Annotated in this window: 12 protein-coding genes, 1 tRNA gene and 1 pseudogene; 6 read left to right on the forward strand and 8 right to left on the reverse strand. The window is 65.8% G+C overall.

Annotation, left to right across the window (positions count from 1 at the left end; genetic code table 11):
* Positions 1 to 5 precede the first annotated feature (5 nt).
* From zwf to edd, 3 genes are all read left to right on the forward strand, one after another.
* The gene (gene zwf / locus DES43_RS15030) at positions 6 to 1,475 is read left to right on the forward strand and encodes a glucose-6-phosphate dehydrogenase (protein WP_035029982.1); all 1,470 of its coding nucleotides are present in this window, start codon (positions 6 to 8) and stop codon (positions 1,473 to 1,475) included.
* A 2-nt stretch (positions 1,476 to 1,477) separates the two neighbouring features.
* Entirely contained in the window at positions 1,478 to 2,179 is a 702-nt protein-coding gene (gene pgl, locus DES43_RS15035) for a 6-phosphogluconolactonase (protein WP_133675766.1), read from the forward strand.
* A gap of 61 nt (positions 2,180 to 2,240) precedes the next feature.
* A complete protein-coding gene (edd, locus tag DES43_RS15040; protein WP_035029984.1) occupies positions 2,241 to 4,067 on the forward strand; it encodes a phosphogluconate dehydratase in 1,827 nt (608 codons plus the stop codon).
* Here the strand turns inward: edd and folD are convergent, their stop codons facing one another.
* Complete coding sequence (gene folD / locus DES43_RS15045; protein WP_035030097.1) at positions 4,068 to 4,967, reverse strand: bifunctional methylenetetrahydrofolate dehydrogenase/methenyltetrahydrofolate cyclohydrolase FolD; 900 nt, start codon at positions 4,965 to 4,967, stop codon at positions 4,068 to 4,070.
* A gap of 116 nt (positions 4,968 to 5,083) precedes the next feature.
* A complete protein-coding gene (locus DES43_RS15050) occupies positions 5,084 to 6,052 on the reverse strand; it encodes a serine/threonine-protein kinase (RefSeq protein ID WP_133675768.1) in 969 nt (322 codons plus the stop codon).
* Positions 6,053 to 6,253: 201 nt separating this feature from the next.
* Between DES43_RS15050 and DES43_RS15055 the strand changes: the two genes are divergently transcribed.
* From DES43_RS15055 to DES43_RS15065, 3 genes and pseudogenes are all read left to right on the forward strand, one after another.
* Positions 6,254 to 6,338, forward strand: a tRNA-Leu gene (locus DES43_RS15055).
* 184 nt (positions 6,339 to 6,522) lie between these two features.
* Positions 6,523 to 7,512 carry a phage integrase SAM-like domain-containing protein gene (locus DES43_RS15060; RefSeq protein ID WP_051520690.1) on the forward strand — a complete coding sequence of 330 codons (990 nt, stop codon included), beginning with the start codon at positions 6,523 to 6,525 and terminating at the stop codon, positions 7,510 to 7,512.
* Positions 7,484 to 7,723, forward strand: a pseudogene (locus DES43_RS15065) (usg protein); the annotation flags it as partial. The gene DES43_RS15060 and the pseudogene DES43_RS15065, both read left to right, overlap by 29 nt.
* Positions 7,724 to 7,756: 33 nt before the next feature.
* On the opposite strand, the gene iolB reads toward DES43_RS15065, so the two are convergent.
* The 6 genes from iolB to DES43_RS15095 are packed head-to-tail and all read right to left on the reverse strand — an operon-like array spanning position 7,757 to position 14,206.
* On the reverse strand, positions 7,757 to 8,557 hold the full coding sequence (iolB, locus tag DES43_RS15070) for a 5-deoxy-glucuronate isomerase (protein ID WP_035029991.1): 801 nt from the start codon (positions 8,555 to 8,557) through the stop codon (positions 7,757 to 7,759).
* A complete protein-coding gene (locus DES43_RS15075; protein WP_035029994.1) occupies positions 8,550 to 8,759 on the reverse strand; it encodes a hypothetical protein in 210 nt (69 codons plus the stop codon). Before DES43_RS15075 ends, iolB begins: the two co-directional genes overlap by 8 nt.
* Positions 8,756 to 9,664, reverse strand: coding sequence for a myo-inosose-2 dehydratase (iolE, locus tag DES43_RS15080; protein WP_035029997.1), 909 nt, complete (start codon positions 9,662 to 9,664; stop codon positions 8,756 to 8,758). The genes DES43_RS15075 and iolE overlap by 4 nt, the downstream gene beginning before the upstream one ends.
* 20 nt (positions 9,665 to 9,684) lie before the next feature.
* Positions 9,685 to 11,511 (reverse strand): 3D-(3,5/4)-trihydroxycyclohexane-1,2-dione acylhydrolase (decyclizing), encoded by a 1,827-nt coding sequence (gene iolD, locus DES43_RS15085; RefSeq protein WP_035029999.1) that lies wholly within the window; start codon positions 11,509 to 11,511, stop codon positions 9,685 to 9,687.
* Complete coding sequence (locus DES43_RS15090) at positions 11,508 to 13,430, reverse strand: bifunctional 5-dehydro-2-deoxygluconokinase/5-dehydro-2-deoxyphosphogluconate aldolase (RefSeq protein ID WP_133675770.1); 1,923 nt, start codon at positions 13,428 to 13,430, stop codon at positions 11,508 to 11,510. The genes iolD and DES43_RS15090 overlap by 4 nt, the downstream gene beginning before the upstream one ends.
* On the reverse strand, positions 13,427 to 14,206 hold the full coding sequence (locus tag DES43_RS15095) for an ATP-binding cassette domain-containing protein (RefSeq protein WP_035030004.1): 780 nt from the start codon (positions 14,204 to 14,206) through the stop codon (positions 13,427 to 13,429). The genes DES43_RS15090 and DES43_RS15095 overlap by 4 nt, the downstream gene beginning before the upstream one ends.
* Position 14,207: the final 1 nt, after the last annotated feature.

Below are 14,207 nucleotides of genomic sequence, written 5' to 3' on the forward strand. Positions count from 1 at the left end.
GCACCATGACCAGCCAGATCATTCCCGTCGACCCCTTCGACTTCATCATCTTCGGCGGCACCGGCGACCTGTCGGAACGCAAGCTTCTGCCGTCGCTCTATCACCGGCAGCGCGACCATCAGTTTTCAGAGCCGACGCGAATCATCGGCACCTCGCGCTCGAAGATGAGCGACGACGAGTTCCGCGCCTTCGCCCGCAAGGCCATAGAGCAGCATGTCGCGCCGGAATACATCGACAAGGCGGAGCTGGACGAGTTCCTTGCCCGTATCTCCTATGTGGCGGCCGACGCCGTGAGCGGCGAAGGCTTCGAGGAACTGAAGGCGGCGATCGGCGACAGCACCCGCATCCGCGCCTTCTATCTGGCGGTTGCGCCCTCCCTGTTCGGCGACATCTCGCGCAACCTGAAGGCGTACGACCTCATCACGCCCGCCTCGCGCATCGTGCTGGAAAAGCCGCTCGGGCGGGACCTCGATTCGGCGCGCGAACTCAACGATCTCGTCGGCAGGAATTTCCGCGAAAGCCAGATCTTCCGCATCGACCACTATCTCGGCAAGGAGACGGTGCAGAACCTGATGGCGCTGCGCTTCGCCAACGCGCTCTACGAGCCGCTGTGGAATTCGGCCCATATCGACCATGTCCAGATCACGGTGGCCGAAACGGTGGGGCTGGAAGACCGCGTCACCTATTACGACAAGGCCGGCGCATTGCGCGACATGGTGCAGAACCATCTGCTGCAACTGCTGTGCCTCGTCGCCATGGAGGCGCCGTCCTCCATGGACGCCGATGCGGTGCGCGACGAGAAGCTGAAGGTCCTGCGCGCGCTCAAGCGCATCAACGGCAACGAAGCGCCCCGGCACACGGTGCGCGGCCAGTACCGTGCAGGCGCCTCGGCCGGCGGCCCGGTCAAGGGCTATATCGAGGAGCTGGGCAAGGACAGCGGCACCGAGACCTTCGTCGCCATCCGCGCCGAGATCGAGAACTGGCGCTGGGCGAACGTGCCCTTCTACCTGCGAACCGGCAAGCGGCTGGCCACCCGCGTCTCGGAGATCGTCATCGAGTTCAAGCCGATCCCGCATTCGATCTTCGGTGACGGAGCGGGGCCGATCTTCGCCAACCAGCTCGTCATCCGCCTGCAACCCGACGAGGGCGTCAAGCAGTTCATCATGATCAAGGACCCCGGTCCCGGCGGCATGCGGCTGCGCCAGATTCCGCTCGACATGAGCTTTGCCCAGTCCTTCAAGGGCCGCGCGCCGGACGCCTATGAGCGGCTGATCATGGATGTGGTGCGCGGCAACCAGACCCTGTTCATGCGCCGCGACGAGGTCGAGGCGGCGTGGAGCTGGATCGACCCGATCCAGCAGGCGTGGGAAGGCTCCCGGCAGGATGTGCAGGGCTATACGGCCGGCACATGGGGGCCTTCCGCCTCGATCGCGCTGATCGAGCGCGACGGGCGCACCTGGCACGAAAGCACCTGAGCATGGCGACGAGCGGCTACAGCTGGACCGAGTTCCCGACCCGCGAAGCGCTGGCCGGGGCGCTGGCCGGCGCGGTGGCGGAAAAGCTCGCCGCCGCAATCGACCGGCGCGGCGGCGGCCTGCTGGCGGTTTCGGGCGGCACCACGCCGGGCCGCTTCTTCGAGGCGCTTTCGACGCGCGACATCGCATGGGACAAGGTGACGGTGACGCTGGTGGACGAGCGTTTCGTGCCGCCTTCCTCGCCACGTTCCAACGCCGCATTGGTGACCGACAGACTGCTGCGCAACGCGGCATCCGCCGCACGCTTCATGCCGCTTTATCAGGCCGCGGAGAATGCCGCTGAAGCCGCATCGCAGGCCGAGGCGCAGCTTGCCACCCTGAACTGGCCGCTCGATGCCGCAATCCTCGGCATGGGCACGGACGGCCACACCGCCTCCTTCTTTCCCGACGCCGATGCGCTCTCCACCCTGCTCGACCCGGCCGGTGCGCGCGCGGTGTTGCCCGTAAACGCAGCAAGCGCCGGCGAGCCGCGCCTGACGCTTTCCATGGGGCGCCTGGTCGGGGCCGGCTTTCTTGCCCTGCACATCGAGGGTGCGGAAAAACGCGCGGTCTTCGAAGCGGCCATGGAAGGCAATGACAAAAAACCCGTCCGGGCGGTGATCGAGGCATCGCCGCAGCCGGTAGGGGTGTTCTGGGCGCCCTGACCGCGAAAGGAACCCGGAACAGGCCGTCGGTGACGACGGCGGACCACGGAAGGATCATCCGATGACAGCCAGAAGCGACATCCAAGCCATCACGGACCGGATCAGGGAGCGCTCGCGCTCCGGCCGCGAAGCCTATCTCGCCCGCATTACCGACGCCGCCGGAAAATCCGCGAACCGCGCGGTGCTGGGCTGCGGCAATCTCGCCCACGGCTTTGCCGTGTGCACTCCGCAGGAAAAGATCGCCCTGTCCGGCGACACGGTGCCCAACCTCGGCATCGTCACCGCCCATAACGACATGCTTTCGGCGCACCAGCCGTTCGAGACCTTCCCCGCCCTCATCAAGCAGGCGGCGCGCGAGGCCGGCGGCATCGCGCAGGTGGCGGGCGGCGTGCCGGCCATGTGCGATGGCGTGACCCAAGGCATGCCCGGCATGGAGCTGTCGCTGTTCTCGCGCGACGTCATCGCCATGGCTGCCGCCGTCGGCCTTTCGCACAATATGTTCGACGCCGCCGTCTTCCTCGGCGTCTGCGACAAGATCGTGCCCGGCCTTGTGATCGCGGCGCTGACTTTCGGCCATCTGCCGGCTGTGTTCGTTCCGGCGGGCCCGATGACCAGCGGCCTGCCCAACGACGAGAAGGCGCGCGTGCGCCAGCTCTATGCCGAAGGCAAGGTCGGCCGCGCCGAGCTGCTGGAGGCCGAGTCGAAATCCTATCACGGCCCCGGCACCTGCACCTTCTACGGCACCGCCAATTCCAACCAGATGCTGATGGAGATCATGGGCCTGCACACGCCGGGCGCATCCTTCGTCAATCCCGGCACACCGCTGCGCGACGCGCTGACGAAGGAAGCCGCCAGACGCGCGCTCGCCATCACGCGGCTCGGCAATGCCTACACGCCGGTCGGCCGCATGATCGACGAACGCGCCGTCGTCAACGGCGTGGTCGGGCTGCACGCCACCGGCGGCTCCACCAACCACACCATCCATCTCATCGCCATGGCGGCGGCGGGCGGCATCAGGCTGACCTGGCAGGACATTTCCGACCTGTCGGAAGCGGTGCCGCTTCTGGCGCGCGTCTATCCGAACGGGCTCGCCGACGTGAACCATTTCGCTGCCGCCGGCGGCATGGGCTTCCTGATCCGCGAACTGCTCGACGCCGGGCTGCTGCACGAGGACGTGCAGACCGTGTGGGGCGAGGGCCTGCGCGCCTATGCGGTGGAAGCGAAGCTCGGGACGGACGGCTCGGTGGTGCGCGAGGCCGCTCCAGCCACAAGCGGCGACGAAAAGGTGCTGGCGCCCTTCGCCAAGGCGTTCCGGCCGACCGGCGGCCTCAAGGTGCTGGCCGGCAATATCGGCCACGCCATCATCAAGACCTCGGCGGTCAAGCCGGAGCGGCATGTGATCGAGGCGCCTGCGCGCGTCTTCCACAGCCAGCAGGGTCTCAACGACGCCTTCAGGGCCGGCGAGCTCACCGGCGATTTCGTCGCGGTCGTGCGCTTCCAGGGGCCGAAGGCCAACGGCATGCCGGAACTGCACAAGCTGACCACCGTGCTCGGCATATTGCAGGACCGCGGCCAGCGCGTCGCTTTGGTCACCGACGGGCGCATGTCCGGCGCCTCCGGCAAGGTGCCGGCGGCCATCCACGTTACGCCGGAAGCACTGGAGGGTGGCGCGATCGGCAAGATCAGGGACGGCGACATGGTGCGCCTCGACGCGACCGCCGGCACGCTGGAGCTGCTGGTGCCGGCCACCGAGCTGGCGCTGCGGCCGCAGGCCGGCGCCGACCTTTCCGAAAACGAATTCGGCTTCGGGCGCGAGCTGTTTGCCGGCTTCCGGCATCTGGCCGGCCGCGCCGATCAGGGTGCCAGCGCCTTCGGCAACGCCGCCTGATCAGAAGCGTGGACGGGCCAGCCCGGCGGCGAGATAAGCGGAAGCGACCGTATTGGCCATCAGCATGGCGATGGTCATCGGCCCGACGCCGCCCGGAACGGGCGTGATCGCGCCCGCCACTTCCGCCGCCCCGGCATAAGCGACGTCGCCGACCAGCCGCGTCTTGCCCTCACTCTTTTCGGGTGCGGGAATGCGGTTGATGCCGACATCGATGACGGTGGCCCCGGGCTTCACCCAGTCGCCCTTCACCATTTCCGGACGGCCGACCGCCGCCACCAGAATATCGGCGGTGCGGGCCAGCGCGGCCAGATCCTTCGTGCGCGAATGGGCGACGGTGACGGTGCAGTTGGCCGCCAGCAGGAGATTGGCCATCGGCTTGCCGACGATGTTGGAGCGGCCGATGACCACCGCGTTCAGCCCGGACAGGTCCTTGCCGCGCACGCGCTCGATCAGCAGCATGGAACCGGCCGGGGTACAGGGCACGAAGGCGGTCTCCGCCTCGCCGGTGCCGAGCTTGCCGACATTGACGAAGGTGAAGCCGTCGACATCCTTCTCCGGCGCGATGGTCTGAATGACCTTGCCGCTGTCGATATGATCGGGAACCGGAAGCTGAACCAGAATGCCGTGGATGGCGGGATCGGCATTCAGTTCGCCGATCAGCTTCAGCAAGTCCGCCTCGGCGGCGTCGGCAGGCAACGTATGCTGAACCGAATGGAAGCCGCACTCCTTCGCCGTGCGCGACTTGTTGGCGACATAGACCTGGCTGGCCGGGTCCTCGCCGACGATCACCACGGCAAGGCCGGGTTTGCCGCCACCTTTCGCAGCAAGATCGGCGGTGAGGGCCTTCACCTTGCCGATCACCTCGGCCGACATCTTCCTGCCATCGATGACTTCACTCATGCCGATCTCCATCTGCGCTGCCCGCTGGCATATGATGCGAAGATTTCACGCCGCACCCACGTCAATGCGTCGCCGGATGCCCTAAACCCGAAAAGGCCGCTTTGGAAGACCGGAAATCAGCGCCGGGCGCGCTGGCGGGCGAGATCCTGCGTCGCGGCGCGGAACTGGCGCAGGCTGGCGCGGATTTCCTCCACAGAAGGCGGATGGCCGAGCGGCGAAGCGCTGTTCCCGCCAGCCGGCTCCGCACCTGACGAGTCAGCCTGTCCGCCGCCTGGCGAATCATCCTGTGCGCGGGCTGCAAGGCGGGGTGGCGGCGCGTCCTCCACCTTCGCGTTCACGGCGGCTTCCGGCCGTCTCCATGCGACGGCAAGGCCGGCTGCAAGCCCGAGAAAAAGGCCCGCGAGCGGCAGGAAGGCGGCAATCGCTCCCAGGGAACTCCACAAAAGCAGGGCAGCCGCGATGCCGATCAGCGCGCCCAGAAGCGTGATACGCAGGATCAGCGGACGCGAACCCGCAATACCGGGCCGGACGCGGACAACGGGTTTCTCCTCCGCCTTTCCCCCATGCCCGGCGGGATCATTCCCGGCGTGATCGGGGGCGGCGGAATCGGAGACGAGAGGCGATCCGGAGAGATCTGTCGTAAAAGCCTCCGCGGAGCCCGGCCGTTCCTCCCGTCCGGTTGGCTGTTCCCCGGCAGCGTCAGGTGCCTCCGGCGGCGTCGGGACATCGTCCCACAGGGATCGGACCTCGTCCTGCGCAAGCCCGGCAGGCGGCGTCTCCGGGACCGGCGGGACGATTTCTTCCCTCCGCGGCACAATCTCCAGCAGCGTTGGCGGCATGGTATCCGGCGTTTCCGGCGGTTCGGCAGGACGGCTTTCTGCTTCCTGCTCGTGGCCTTTGCCAGATTCGCGCTGCTGGCGGGCAAGCCGGTGGCGCCCGGCTGCCGTGCGGCGCCATTCGTTCACCGGATCACCGGCCTCGGGCTGGCGTCCGGGAGAGGCGTCATCCTCCCCGCGCATGGCGCGGGCCAGCGCGGCAAGGGCGCGCTCACGTCTCCAGTCCTCCGGGCTTTGTCCGTTACTCATCGCGCGCCGCCAGTTCACGATAGGCCGCAGGGTCGGCCAAAGGTTAATCCATGCTAAACCGACAGGGCAAATAAAAGGTTAATTTCTGCCGGCGTCGCTGGCCTGATCCCCCCGCCCCGGGATCTGCTGACAGTTAAATCCGGAAAGGGTCGAAAAAGCGCGTTGACAGGACAGGCCGGCCCGCTTACATGAGCGCCACCAGCCCAGATGGCGGAATTGGTAGACGCGCACGGTTCAGGTCCGTGTGCCGCGAGGCGTGGAGGTTCGAGTCCTCTTCTGGGCACCATTCCCATCCCGATACCAACGGGATCAATAAGTTAAGCCTTTTCAATTCGTTGCGCTGACCCTACTGTGTGACAGAGGCGTGTGACATGAGGCTTCGGCTTGTGGCTCCAATGGAATGAAAAGACTCCTCCAATCTCCAATTTGAACAGCACCTTCCTGCTGACTTGAGGGAACGACTGGTCGGCATGACGCTGGAAGTTCCACGCGGCGACGGTATCATCCCTATCACCGTCACTGAAAAGACGCGGGCAATCCGGTTCTCGCTCGGTGCATCCGGTAGGAGTGAGGCCAAACGGCGGCAGGCGGAAGCCATAGCCTACCTTGAAGGCGTCTACCGGAGCTTGCGGGCCAATGCGCCCATCGCCCTCACCCACAAGCAATGCGTGGCGCTGGCCGGGGAGCTTTATCGCTCGTGGGCGGCAGACTTGGAGGCATCCAGCCGGATCAGCTTCCAGCAAGAGGCCGATGGCTCCATGGTACGGGATTACAGTCTGGACCTGGAGGCAGAGTCAGGCGGACTGACACTGGCGGCGGAACGGTCGGGCCTTTTGGAAGGGTCAGACCTTGAGCGGCATCTGGGGCCATTTGTCGGCAAGCTCCTTCTGCGCCGGGGAATTGTCGCCGTGGATCGGCCATCAAGGGCAATGCTGCTCCCGGAGTTCGCCAAGGCTCTGGCCGAGGGGATGGCGGCAAGGAGCCGGAAGGCCCAAGGAGACTATCGGCCCCATCCGAACTCGGAGCGTTTCCCGGAATGGTCTGCCCCGGTGGCAGCAAGCCCATCGAAGCCAAGCCCTTCCGTATCGCTCCAAGGCCTGTTTGATGATTGGTGGAGCGAGGCGGAGCGGGCAGGCAAATCTCCCAGCACCAAGGAGAGTTTCGGCAAGGCCGTCTCTACCCTTGGCAAGTTTCTCGACCACGATGACGCGGCCCGAATTACCCCTGACGACATGCTGCGCTTCAAGGAGCATCTTCCAGCGGTGGTTAATCCGCGCACCAAGAAGCGCCTTAGCCTGAAAACCATAGGGGATAACTACCTGGGAGGCCTCCATGTGGTCTTCAAATGGGCCGTGGAGAAAAAGAGGCTCATGATCAATCCTGTCGAAACCGTCAAGGTGCCAAAAGCCAAGACCACGCGGACAGCTTCAGATGAGCGGCTACGGGCTCACCACGGCTGAAATCCATTATCATATGCCGGATCATCCCAGCTTGCTTCAGCTTTACGTCTGGCAGGAATACGATCTCGCGCCGGAGTTCTCCGAACTGCGCGGCTTTCTCGACTACTGGACCGAAGCCCTGGAGGATGCCCTGCACTCCGTGCGCTTCGCCCACCATCGCCCGATCCAGCCAACGGAGTGGAGGGCGGTGGACGGGATCATTTCCATTCATCGAATGGCTGACACCGGCGCGAGTGGCGGTGCCTCACGCATCACGCCGGGAGATCCAGTCGAAATCGGGATGGTTGCGGAAGCGCCATTTGCGCAACGGCCCCGCCATCACGTTGAGATAATACATCTCGTAGCCATAGGGCGCGCCGCAGGGATGATGGCCCTTCGGCACCAGCACCACGTCGCCGTCCGCCACCGCCATGGTTTCGTCGAGCGCACCGTCCTCGGTGAACACGCGCTGGATGCCGAAACCGTTCTTCGGATTGAGACGATGATAATAGGTCTCTTCCAGATAGGTCATGTTGGGGAAGTCGTCCTCATCGTGCCGATGCGGCGGATAGGACGACCAGTGGCCGGCCGGCGTATAGACCTCGGTGACCAGCAGGCTGTCGGCGACGTCGCTGCTTTCCATGGCGATGGGATAAATGAAGCGCGTATTGCTGCCCTTGCCGCGCTCCTCGAAGCCGATATCCGTCAGGATACGCGCGGGATGGTTTCCCTTGCCCGGCGCGGTGCACACCGCCAGCGTGCAGGCGGTCTCCGCCACCACTGACCAGTGGGCGCCGTTCGGCACATAGACGCAATGCGGCTTCTTGCGCTCGAACACGTCCATGCGCTCGCCGAGCAGGCCGAAATCCTGCCCGTCCACGGCAATGCGCGCCTTGCCCTCGACCAGAACGAGGATCGCCTCCCGGTCGCCCGTCGCCTCCCCGGCCCGGTCACCGGCCTGCAACGAATAAAGTCCGAAGCCGACATAGGACCAGCCGGCCGACTGCGGAGTGATGTCATGCACCTTGCCGCGTGCGCCGGAAGGTTTACGGAGCAGATCAGCCATTTTTCTCACCATCCCCGATCACCGGCTTGTAGGCTACCAGCAGCGCCCAGCCGCAATAGAGGCCGATGGCACCGAACACCATTGCCCATATGGTTTCACCATTCGACAACTCGAACGCCGCCCAGGCGAAGGACAACGCCACGATGGCGATGCGCCGCCACAGCGGACGATAGAACGGATGGGCTGCATCCAGTATCTTCATGCGGTCTCGCTCTGATCCAGTCCGGTGCGCCGCGCCATATCCTTCAGCGCCCGCAGCCCCATGCTCTGATAGGTGACGGGGTCGCGTACGGCGGAATCCTGCTCCGCCTCCACAACCACCCAGCCAGAGTAGCCGGCCCGCGCCGCCACTTCCAGTACAGGTTCGAAGGCGACGGCTCCTTCAGGGTCGCCCGGTACGGTGAACACGCCGCGCCGCACGCCTTCGAGGAAGCTCAGGCTTTCCTCCCGCACCGTGCGCATTACTTCGGGCCGCACGTTCTTGGCGTGGATATGGACCACCCGGTCCATATGGCGGGCAATGATCGCCGCCGGATCGCCTCCGCCGAAGAAAGCATGGCCGGTGTCGAACAGCAGCCGGGTCGAAGGCCCGGTCGCCGCCATGAAGGCGTCGATCTCTTCCTCGGCTTCGACCACGGTGCCCATATGGTGATGATAGGCAAGGAGGATGCCTTGCGCCTCGCAGAACTTTGCCACCTCCTCCACCGCCGCGCCGAAGCGCCTCATGGCCTCCGCATCGAGCTTCGGGCGGTCGTTGAGCGCGACACGATCGTTGCCGTGCACGGTGTTGGAACATTCGCAGGCGATGCAGATCGGCGAACCCATGGCCTTGAGGAAGTCGAGCCATGGCTGGATGGAGCGCTTCTCCTCCTCCACCGGACGCTCCAGCAGCATCAGCGAATACCAGCCTGAGACGAAGCGCAGCCCGTGCTTCGCCAGAACGGCCTTCAATGCATCCGGCTCCCTCGGGAACTTGTGGCCGTTCTCGATGCCGTCGAAGCCGATCTCGCCGGCCTGCCGCAGGCAGGTTTCCAGCGAGATATGGGCGCCGATGGAATGGTCGTCGTCATTCGACCAGGCGATGGGATTGGTGCCGTAGAGGATCATGCGTGCGTTTCCAGAAGGGTTCAGTTCTCGTCGCGGCGGGCCAGCGCCGCCTCGTAGTCCTTGCGCGCGGCCCGCACCTGCGCTCTGCTCGACACTTCCGGCACCGCCACCTCCCACCAATGGCCGCCGGCCTCGGTGCTCGGCATCGGATCGGTGTCGATGACAATGACATGGGTGCTGTCCGAAGCGCGGGCGCGGACCATGGCGGCCTCCAGTCCGGCGATGGAATCCGCCTTCCCGGCAGTCGCGCCCATGGAGGCGGCATGTGCCACGAAATCGATGCTGCTCGGCACCTCGTGGCGGGCGGTGTCGAGCAGATTGTTGAAGCTCTCGCCGCCAGTCGCCCTTTGCAGCCTGTTGATGCAGGCGAAGCCGCGATTGTCGAGCACCACGACGATGAGCTTGCGGCCCAGCATCACCGAGGTCGCCAGTTCGGAGTTCATCATCATGTAGGAGCCGTCACCGACCATGACGACGACCTCGCGGTCGGGATGCGCCATCTTCACGCCGAGCCCTCCGGCGATCTCGTAGCCCATGGTGGAGAAGCCGTATTCGAGATGGTAGCCGTTCGGCCGCGCCGCCTTCCACAGCTTGTGCAGCTCGCCCGGCAGTCCGCCGGCAGCGCAGACGACGACGGCATCGTCATCGAGCGAGCGCTGCACGGCACCGATCACCTGCGCATCCGAAGGCAACGCATTGCCTTCAGGCGCGGCTGTCGCCGTTGCAACCGCATCGAGCCAGCTTTCGCGCAGGCCGGCATCGGGCGCGGGTGCGCGGTGGCCGGCCAGCAGACGAGCGAGTTCCAAGATCGTCTCCCGCGCATCGCCCACCAGCGCCGTCGCGCCATGCTTGGCGGCGTCACAGGGCTCGACATTGACCGACAGGATGCGCCGCTCCGGATTGCGGAACAGCGCCCAGGAGCCGGTGGTGAAATCCTGAAAGCGGGTGCCGATGCCGATCACCAGATCGGCACCCTCGGCAATCGCATTGGCCGCCGACGAGCCGGTGACGCCGATGGAGCCGAAGTTCAGCTTGTTATCCCACGGCAGGGCCGATTTGCCGGCCTGCGTTTCGGCAACGGGAATGGAATGCGCCTCGGCAAACGCCTTGAGCGCTTCGCAGGCCCCGGAATAGTGGACGCCGCCGCCGGCGACGATCAGCGGCTTGCGCGCCGCCCGCACAAGCGCTGCCGCCCGTTCGAGTTCATCAGGATCGGGGCGCGGCCTGCGCCTGCGCCAGATGCGTTCCTCGAAGAAGGACAAGGGGCAATCGAATGCCTCGGCCTGCACGTCCTGACAGAAGGAGAGCGTCACCGGCCCGCAGCGGGCGGGATCGGTAAGCGTGGCCATGGCGCGCGGCAGGGCGGTGAGCAGATGGCGCGGGCTCATGATGCGGTCGAAATAGCGGCTGACCGGCCGGAAGCAGTCATTGGCCGAGACGGTGCCATCGTCGAAATCCTCGACCTGCTGCAACACCGGATCGGGCGCGCGGCTGGCGAACACATCGCCGGGGATGAGCAGTACCGGCAGCCGGTTGACATGGGCCAACGCGGCCGCCGTCACCATGTTGAGCGCGCCGGGGCCGATGGAGGTCGTCACCGCCATGGCCTGCCTGCGGTTCTTCGCCTTGGCGAAGGCGATGGCCGCATGGGCCATGCCCTGTTCGTTGTGGCCGCGCCAGGTCGGGAAAACCTCGCGCGCCTCATAAAGCGCCTCGCCGATGCCGGCCACATTGCCGTGGCCGAAGATCGCCCAGCAGCCCGGAATGAGGGGCTCGCCTTCCTCGTTCTTCTGTGCAGCGAGGTAGCGCACCATCGCCTGCGCCGCCGTGAGCCTGACCGTCTTCATGGCTTGCCTCTTGTCTGCCCTTCGCGTCTTGCATCGTCCCATGCCGCACACAGTTCGGCATAGGTGCCCGTCATCTCTTCCACCGCTTCCGCGTCGCCGATTTCGCCGGACAGCCACTTGCGCGCCGGGGCGGCGAAGATGGAACGGCCGACCGCGAAGCCCTTGACCAGATCAAAGCGCGCGGCCTGCGCAAAGCTCGCCCGCAGATCCGCGATCTCCGCCTCCAGCCCGAGCACGACGATGCCGCGCGTGCAGGGATCGTTGCACTCGATGGCGTCGCAGGCCAGCGCCCAGGCTTGCGGCGAGGTCATCGGCTCCAGCTTCCACCAGTCGGGGAAAACGCCGATGTCGTAGAAGCGCTGGACGACGCGCGCCGTGGTATCGTCCACCATCGGCGCGACCCTGGAGGGGATGATCTCCAGCAGGAACTCCAGCCCGTTGGCGCGCGCGGCATCGGCAAGTCGCGTCACCGTCTCCTCCTGCGCCTGCTTCGTCGCCTCGTCGTCGTCGGGGTGATAGAAGCACAGTACCTTCACCACATGTTCCGCCGGCCATTCGGCAAGGGCGGACCCGAGGTCCGGTCCAATCTCAAGTTCCAGCGGGCGCGAGCCCGGAGCCTCGACCGGGCGGCCGATCCACAGCCCCTGCCCGGCGGCGCGATGGAGCGCCTCCTGCCCTAGCCGTCCGTCGCACAATATGCCATAGCCGCCGCGCCCGCCCGCAACCTTGAGTGCCGCATCGAGGCAGAGTTGCTTGAAGATGCCAATGCGCTCATGTTCGACCCCCAGTTCGTCGGCCATGTCCTCCATCTGGCGTCGGTGATCGAAGGCGAAGACGCGCATCACCGGCCATTCGCCCTTGCGGTTGGTGGACCAGTGAATCTGCTCCAGTTCGCGGTCGTGGCGCAAGGCGGGATTTCGCACGCCGCGTTCGAGCAGGAAATTCAGTTCCTGCCAGCTCGGATAGGCCGGGGCACAGCCGTGGCGCGACACGGCAAGCGCCCCGCAGGCATTGGCGTATTTCAGCGCCACCGGCCAATCCTCGCCATCGAGCCAGCCCTTGAGCAGGCCGGACATGAAGCCGTCGCCCGCGCCAAGCACGTTGAACACCTCGATCGGGAAGCCGGGACCGGAGAGACCTTCATCGAGCGTTTCGGGTATGGTGCCCGTGAAAGCGGCTGCCCCCATCGGGCCGCGCTTGCACACCAGCACCGCATCGGTGATTTCGCGCACCTTGCGCAGGGCGGATATCGTGTCGGTGCTGCCGCCGGCAATGTGGAATTCCTCCTCGGTGCCGACGATCAGGTCGAACAGGGCCAGCGTCGATTGCAGCCTGGCGGTCACCTTATCCGATGCGATGAAGCGGTTCTCACCGTCACCATGGCCGGAAAGCCCCCACAGGTTCGGACGATAGTCGATGTCGAGAGCTGTCCGCGCGCCGCTTTCGCGGGCAAGGCGCAGGGCCTTCAGCACCGCCGCCTCGGTGCGCGGATGAGACAGATGCGTTCCCGTCGCCACCACGCAGCGTGTCTCGGCGATGAAGCCCGGATCGATATCGTCTTGCGACAGCGCCATGTCGGCACAGTTCTCGCGATAGAAGATCAGCGGGAACTGGTGCCGGTCACGGATGCCCAGAAGCACCAAAGCCGTCAGGCGCTCCGGGTCGGTCGCCACGCCGCGCACGTCCACGCCCTCGGCGGCAAGCTGTTCGCGGATGAAGCGGCCCATATGCTCGTCGCCCACCCGGGTGATCAGGGCGGAGCGCAGGCCGAGCCTCGCGGTGCCGACCGCCATGTTGGCGGGCGAGCCGCCGACATATTTGTTGAAGGAGCGCATGTCCTCCAGCCGTCCGCCGACCTGCGCGCCGTAGAGATCGACCGAGGACCGGCCGATGGTGATGACATCGAGCTTTTTCGTCATACCGTGCCGCCCAGCGAGCCCTCCAGTTCGGCCAGTTCCTGGCCGCCGGCCATCATGTCCTGAAGCTCTTCCGGCTTCACCTCGCCGCGCAGCGCCGTGCCCAGCGTGCGCCCGCGATTGAGCACCGTGAAACGGTCGCCCACCGCCAGCGCGTGGCGCACATTGTGGGTGATGAAGACGACGCCGATGCCCTTGGCCCGAACCCTGGCGATGGTCGACAGCACATTGGCCGTCTGGCGCACGCCGAGCGCCGAGGTCGGCTCGTCGAGGATCAGCACCTTGGCGCCGAAATAGACGGCACGCGCGATGGCCACGGTCTGGCGCTCGCCGCCCGACAGCGTGCCCACCGCCTGGTCCGGCTCGCGCAGGTTGATGCCCATCTTGCGCATCTCTTCCATGGTGACGGCGTTCGCTTTCTGGAAGTCGAAGAAGCGCAGCGGCCCGATTTTCCGGATCGGCTCGCGGCCCATCCAGAAATTGCGTGTCACCGACATCAGCGGGATCATGGCGAGATCCTGATAGACAGTGGCGATGCCCGCCTGCATGGCATCGCGCGGGCTGGCGAAGGCGACCTCCCTGCCCTCGACGAGGATGCGCCCGCGCGTCGGCTTGTGGACGCCCGACATGGTCTTGATGAAGGTGGATTTGCCGGCGCCATTGTCGCCCAGCAGGCAATGGCATTCGCCGGGCAGCACCGAGATCGACACGCCGTTCAGTGCGATCACCGGTCCGAAGTGCTTCTCGATATCGACGAGTTCGATGAGCGGATTTGTCATC

Source organism: Aquamicrobium defluvii (assembly GCF_004363725.1).
In the GTDB taxonomy this organism is placed as follows: domain Bacteria; phylum Pseudomonadota; class Alphaproteobacteria; order Rhizobiales; family Rhizobiaceae; genus Mesorhizobium; species Mesorhizobium defluvii.

Coding starts and splice junctions, on each gene's coding strand:
- iolD (WP_035029999.1), bottom strand. CDS start 11,511: ATGAAGACGGTCAGGCTCACGGCGGCGCAGGCGATGGTGCGCTACCTC.
- iolB (WP_035029991.1), bottom strand. CDS start 8,557: ATGGCTGATCTGCTCCGTAAACCTTCCGGCGCACGCGGCAAGGTGCAT.
- folD (WP_035030097.1), bottom strand. CDS start 4,967: ATGAGTGAAGTCATCGATGGCAGGAAGATGTCGGCCGAGGTGATCGGC.
- zwf (WP_035029982.1), top strand. CDS start 6: ATGACCAGCCAGATCATTCCCGTCGACCCCTTCGACTTCATCATCTTC.
- DES43_RS15060 (WP_051520690.1), top strand. CDS start 6,523: ATGACGCTGGAAGTTCCACGCGGCGACGGTATCATCCCTATCACCGTC.
- DES43_RS15075 (WP_035029994.1), bottom strand. CDS start 8,759: ATGAAGATACTGGATGCAGCCCATCCGTTCTATCGTCCGCTGTGGCGG.
- DES43_RS15050 (WP_133675768.1), bottom strand. CDS start 6,052: ATGAGTAACGGACAAAGCCCGGAGGACTGGAGACGTGAGCGCGCCCTT.
- iolE (WP_035029997.1), bottom strand. CDS start 9,664: ATGATCCTCTACGGCACCAATCCCATCGCCTGGTCGAATGACGACGAC.
- DES43_RS15095 (WP_035030004.1), bottom strand. CDS start 14,206: ATGACAAATCCGCTCATCGAACTCGTCGATATCGAGAAGCACTTCGGA.
- pgl (WP_133675766.1), top strand. CDS start 1,478: ATGGCGACGAGCGGCTACAGCTGGACCGAGTTCCCGACCCGCGAAGCG.
- DES43_RS15090 (WP_133675770.1), bottom strand. CDS start 13,430: ATGACGAAAAAGCTCGATGTCATCACCATCGGCCGGTCCTCGGTCGAT.
- edd (WP_035029984.1), top strand. CDS start 2,241: ATGACAGCCAGAAGCGACATCCAAGCCATCACGGACCGGATCAGGGAG.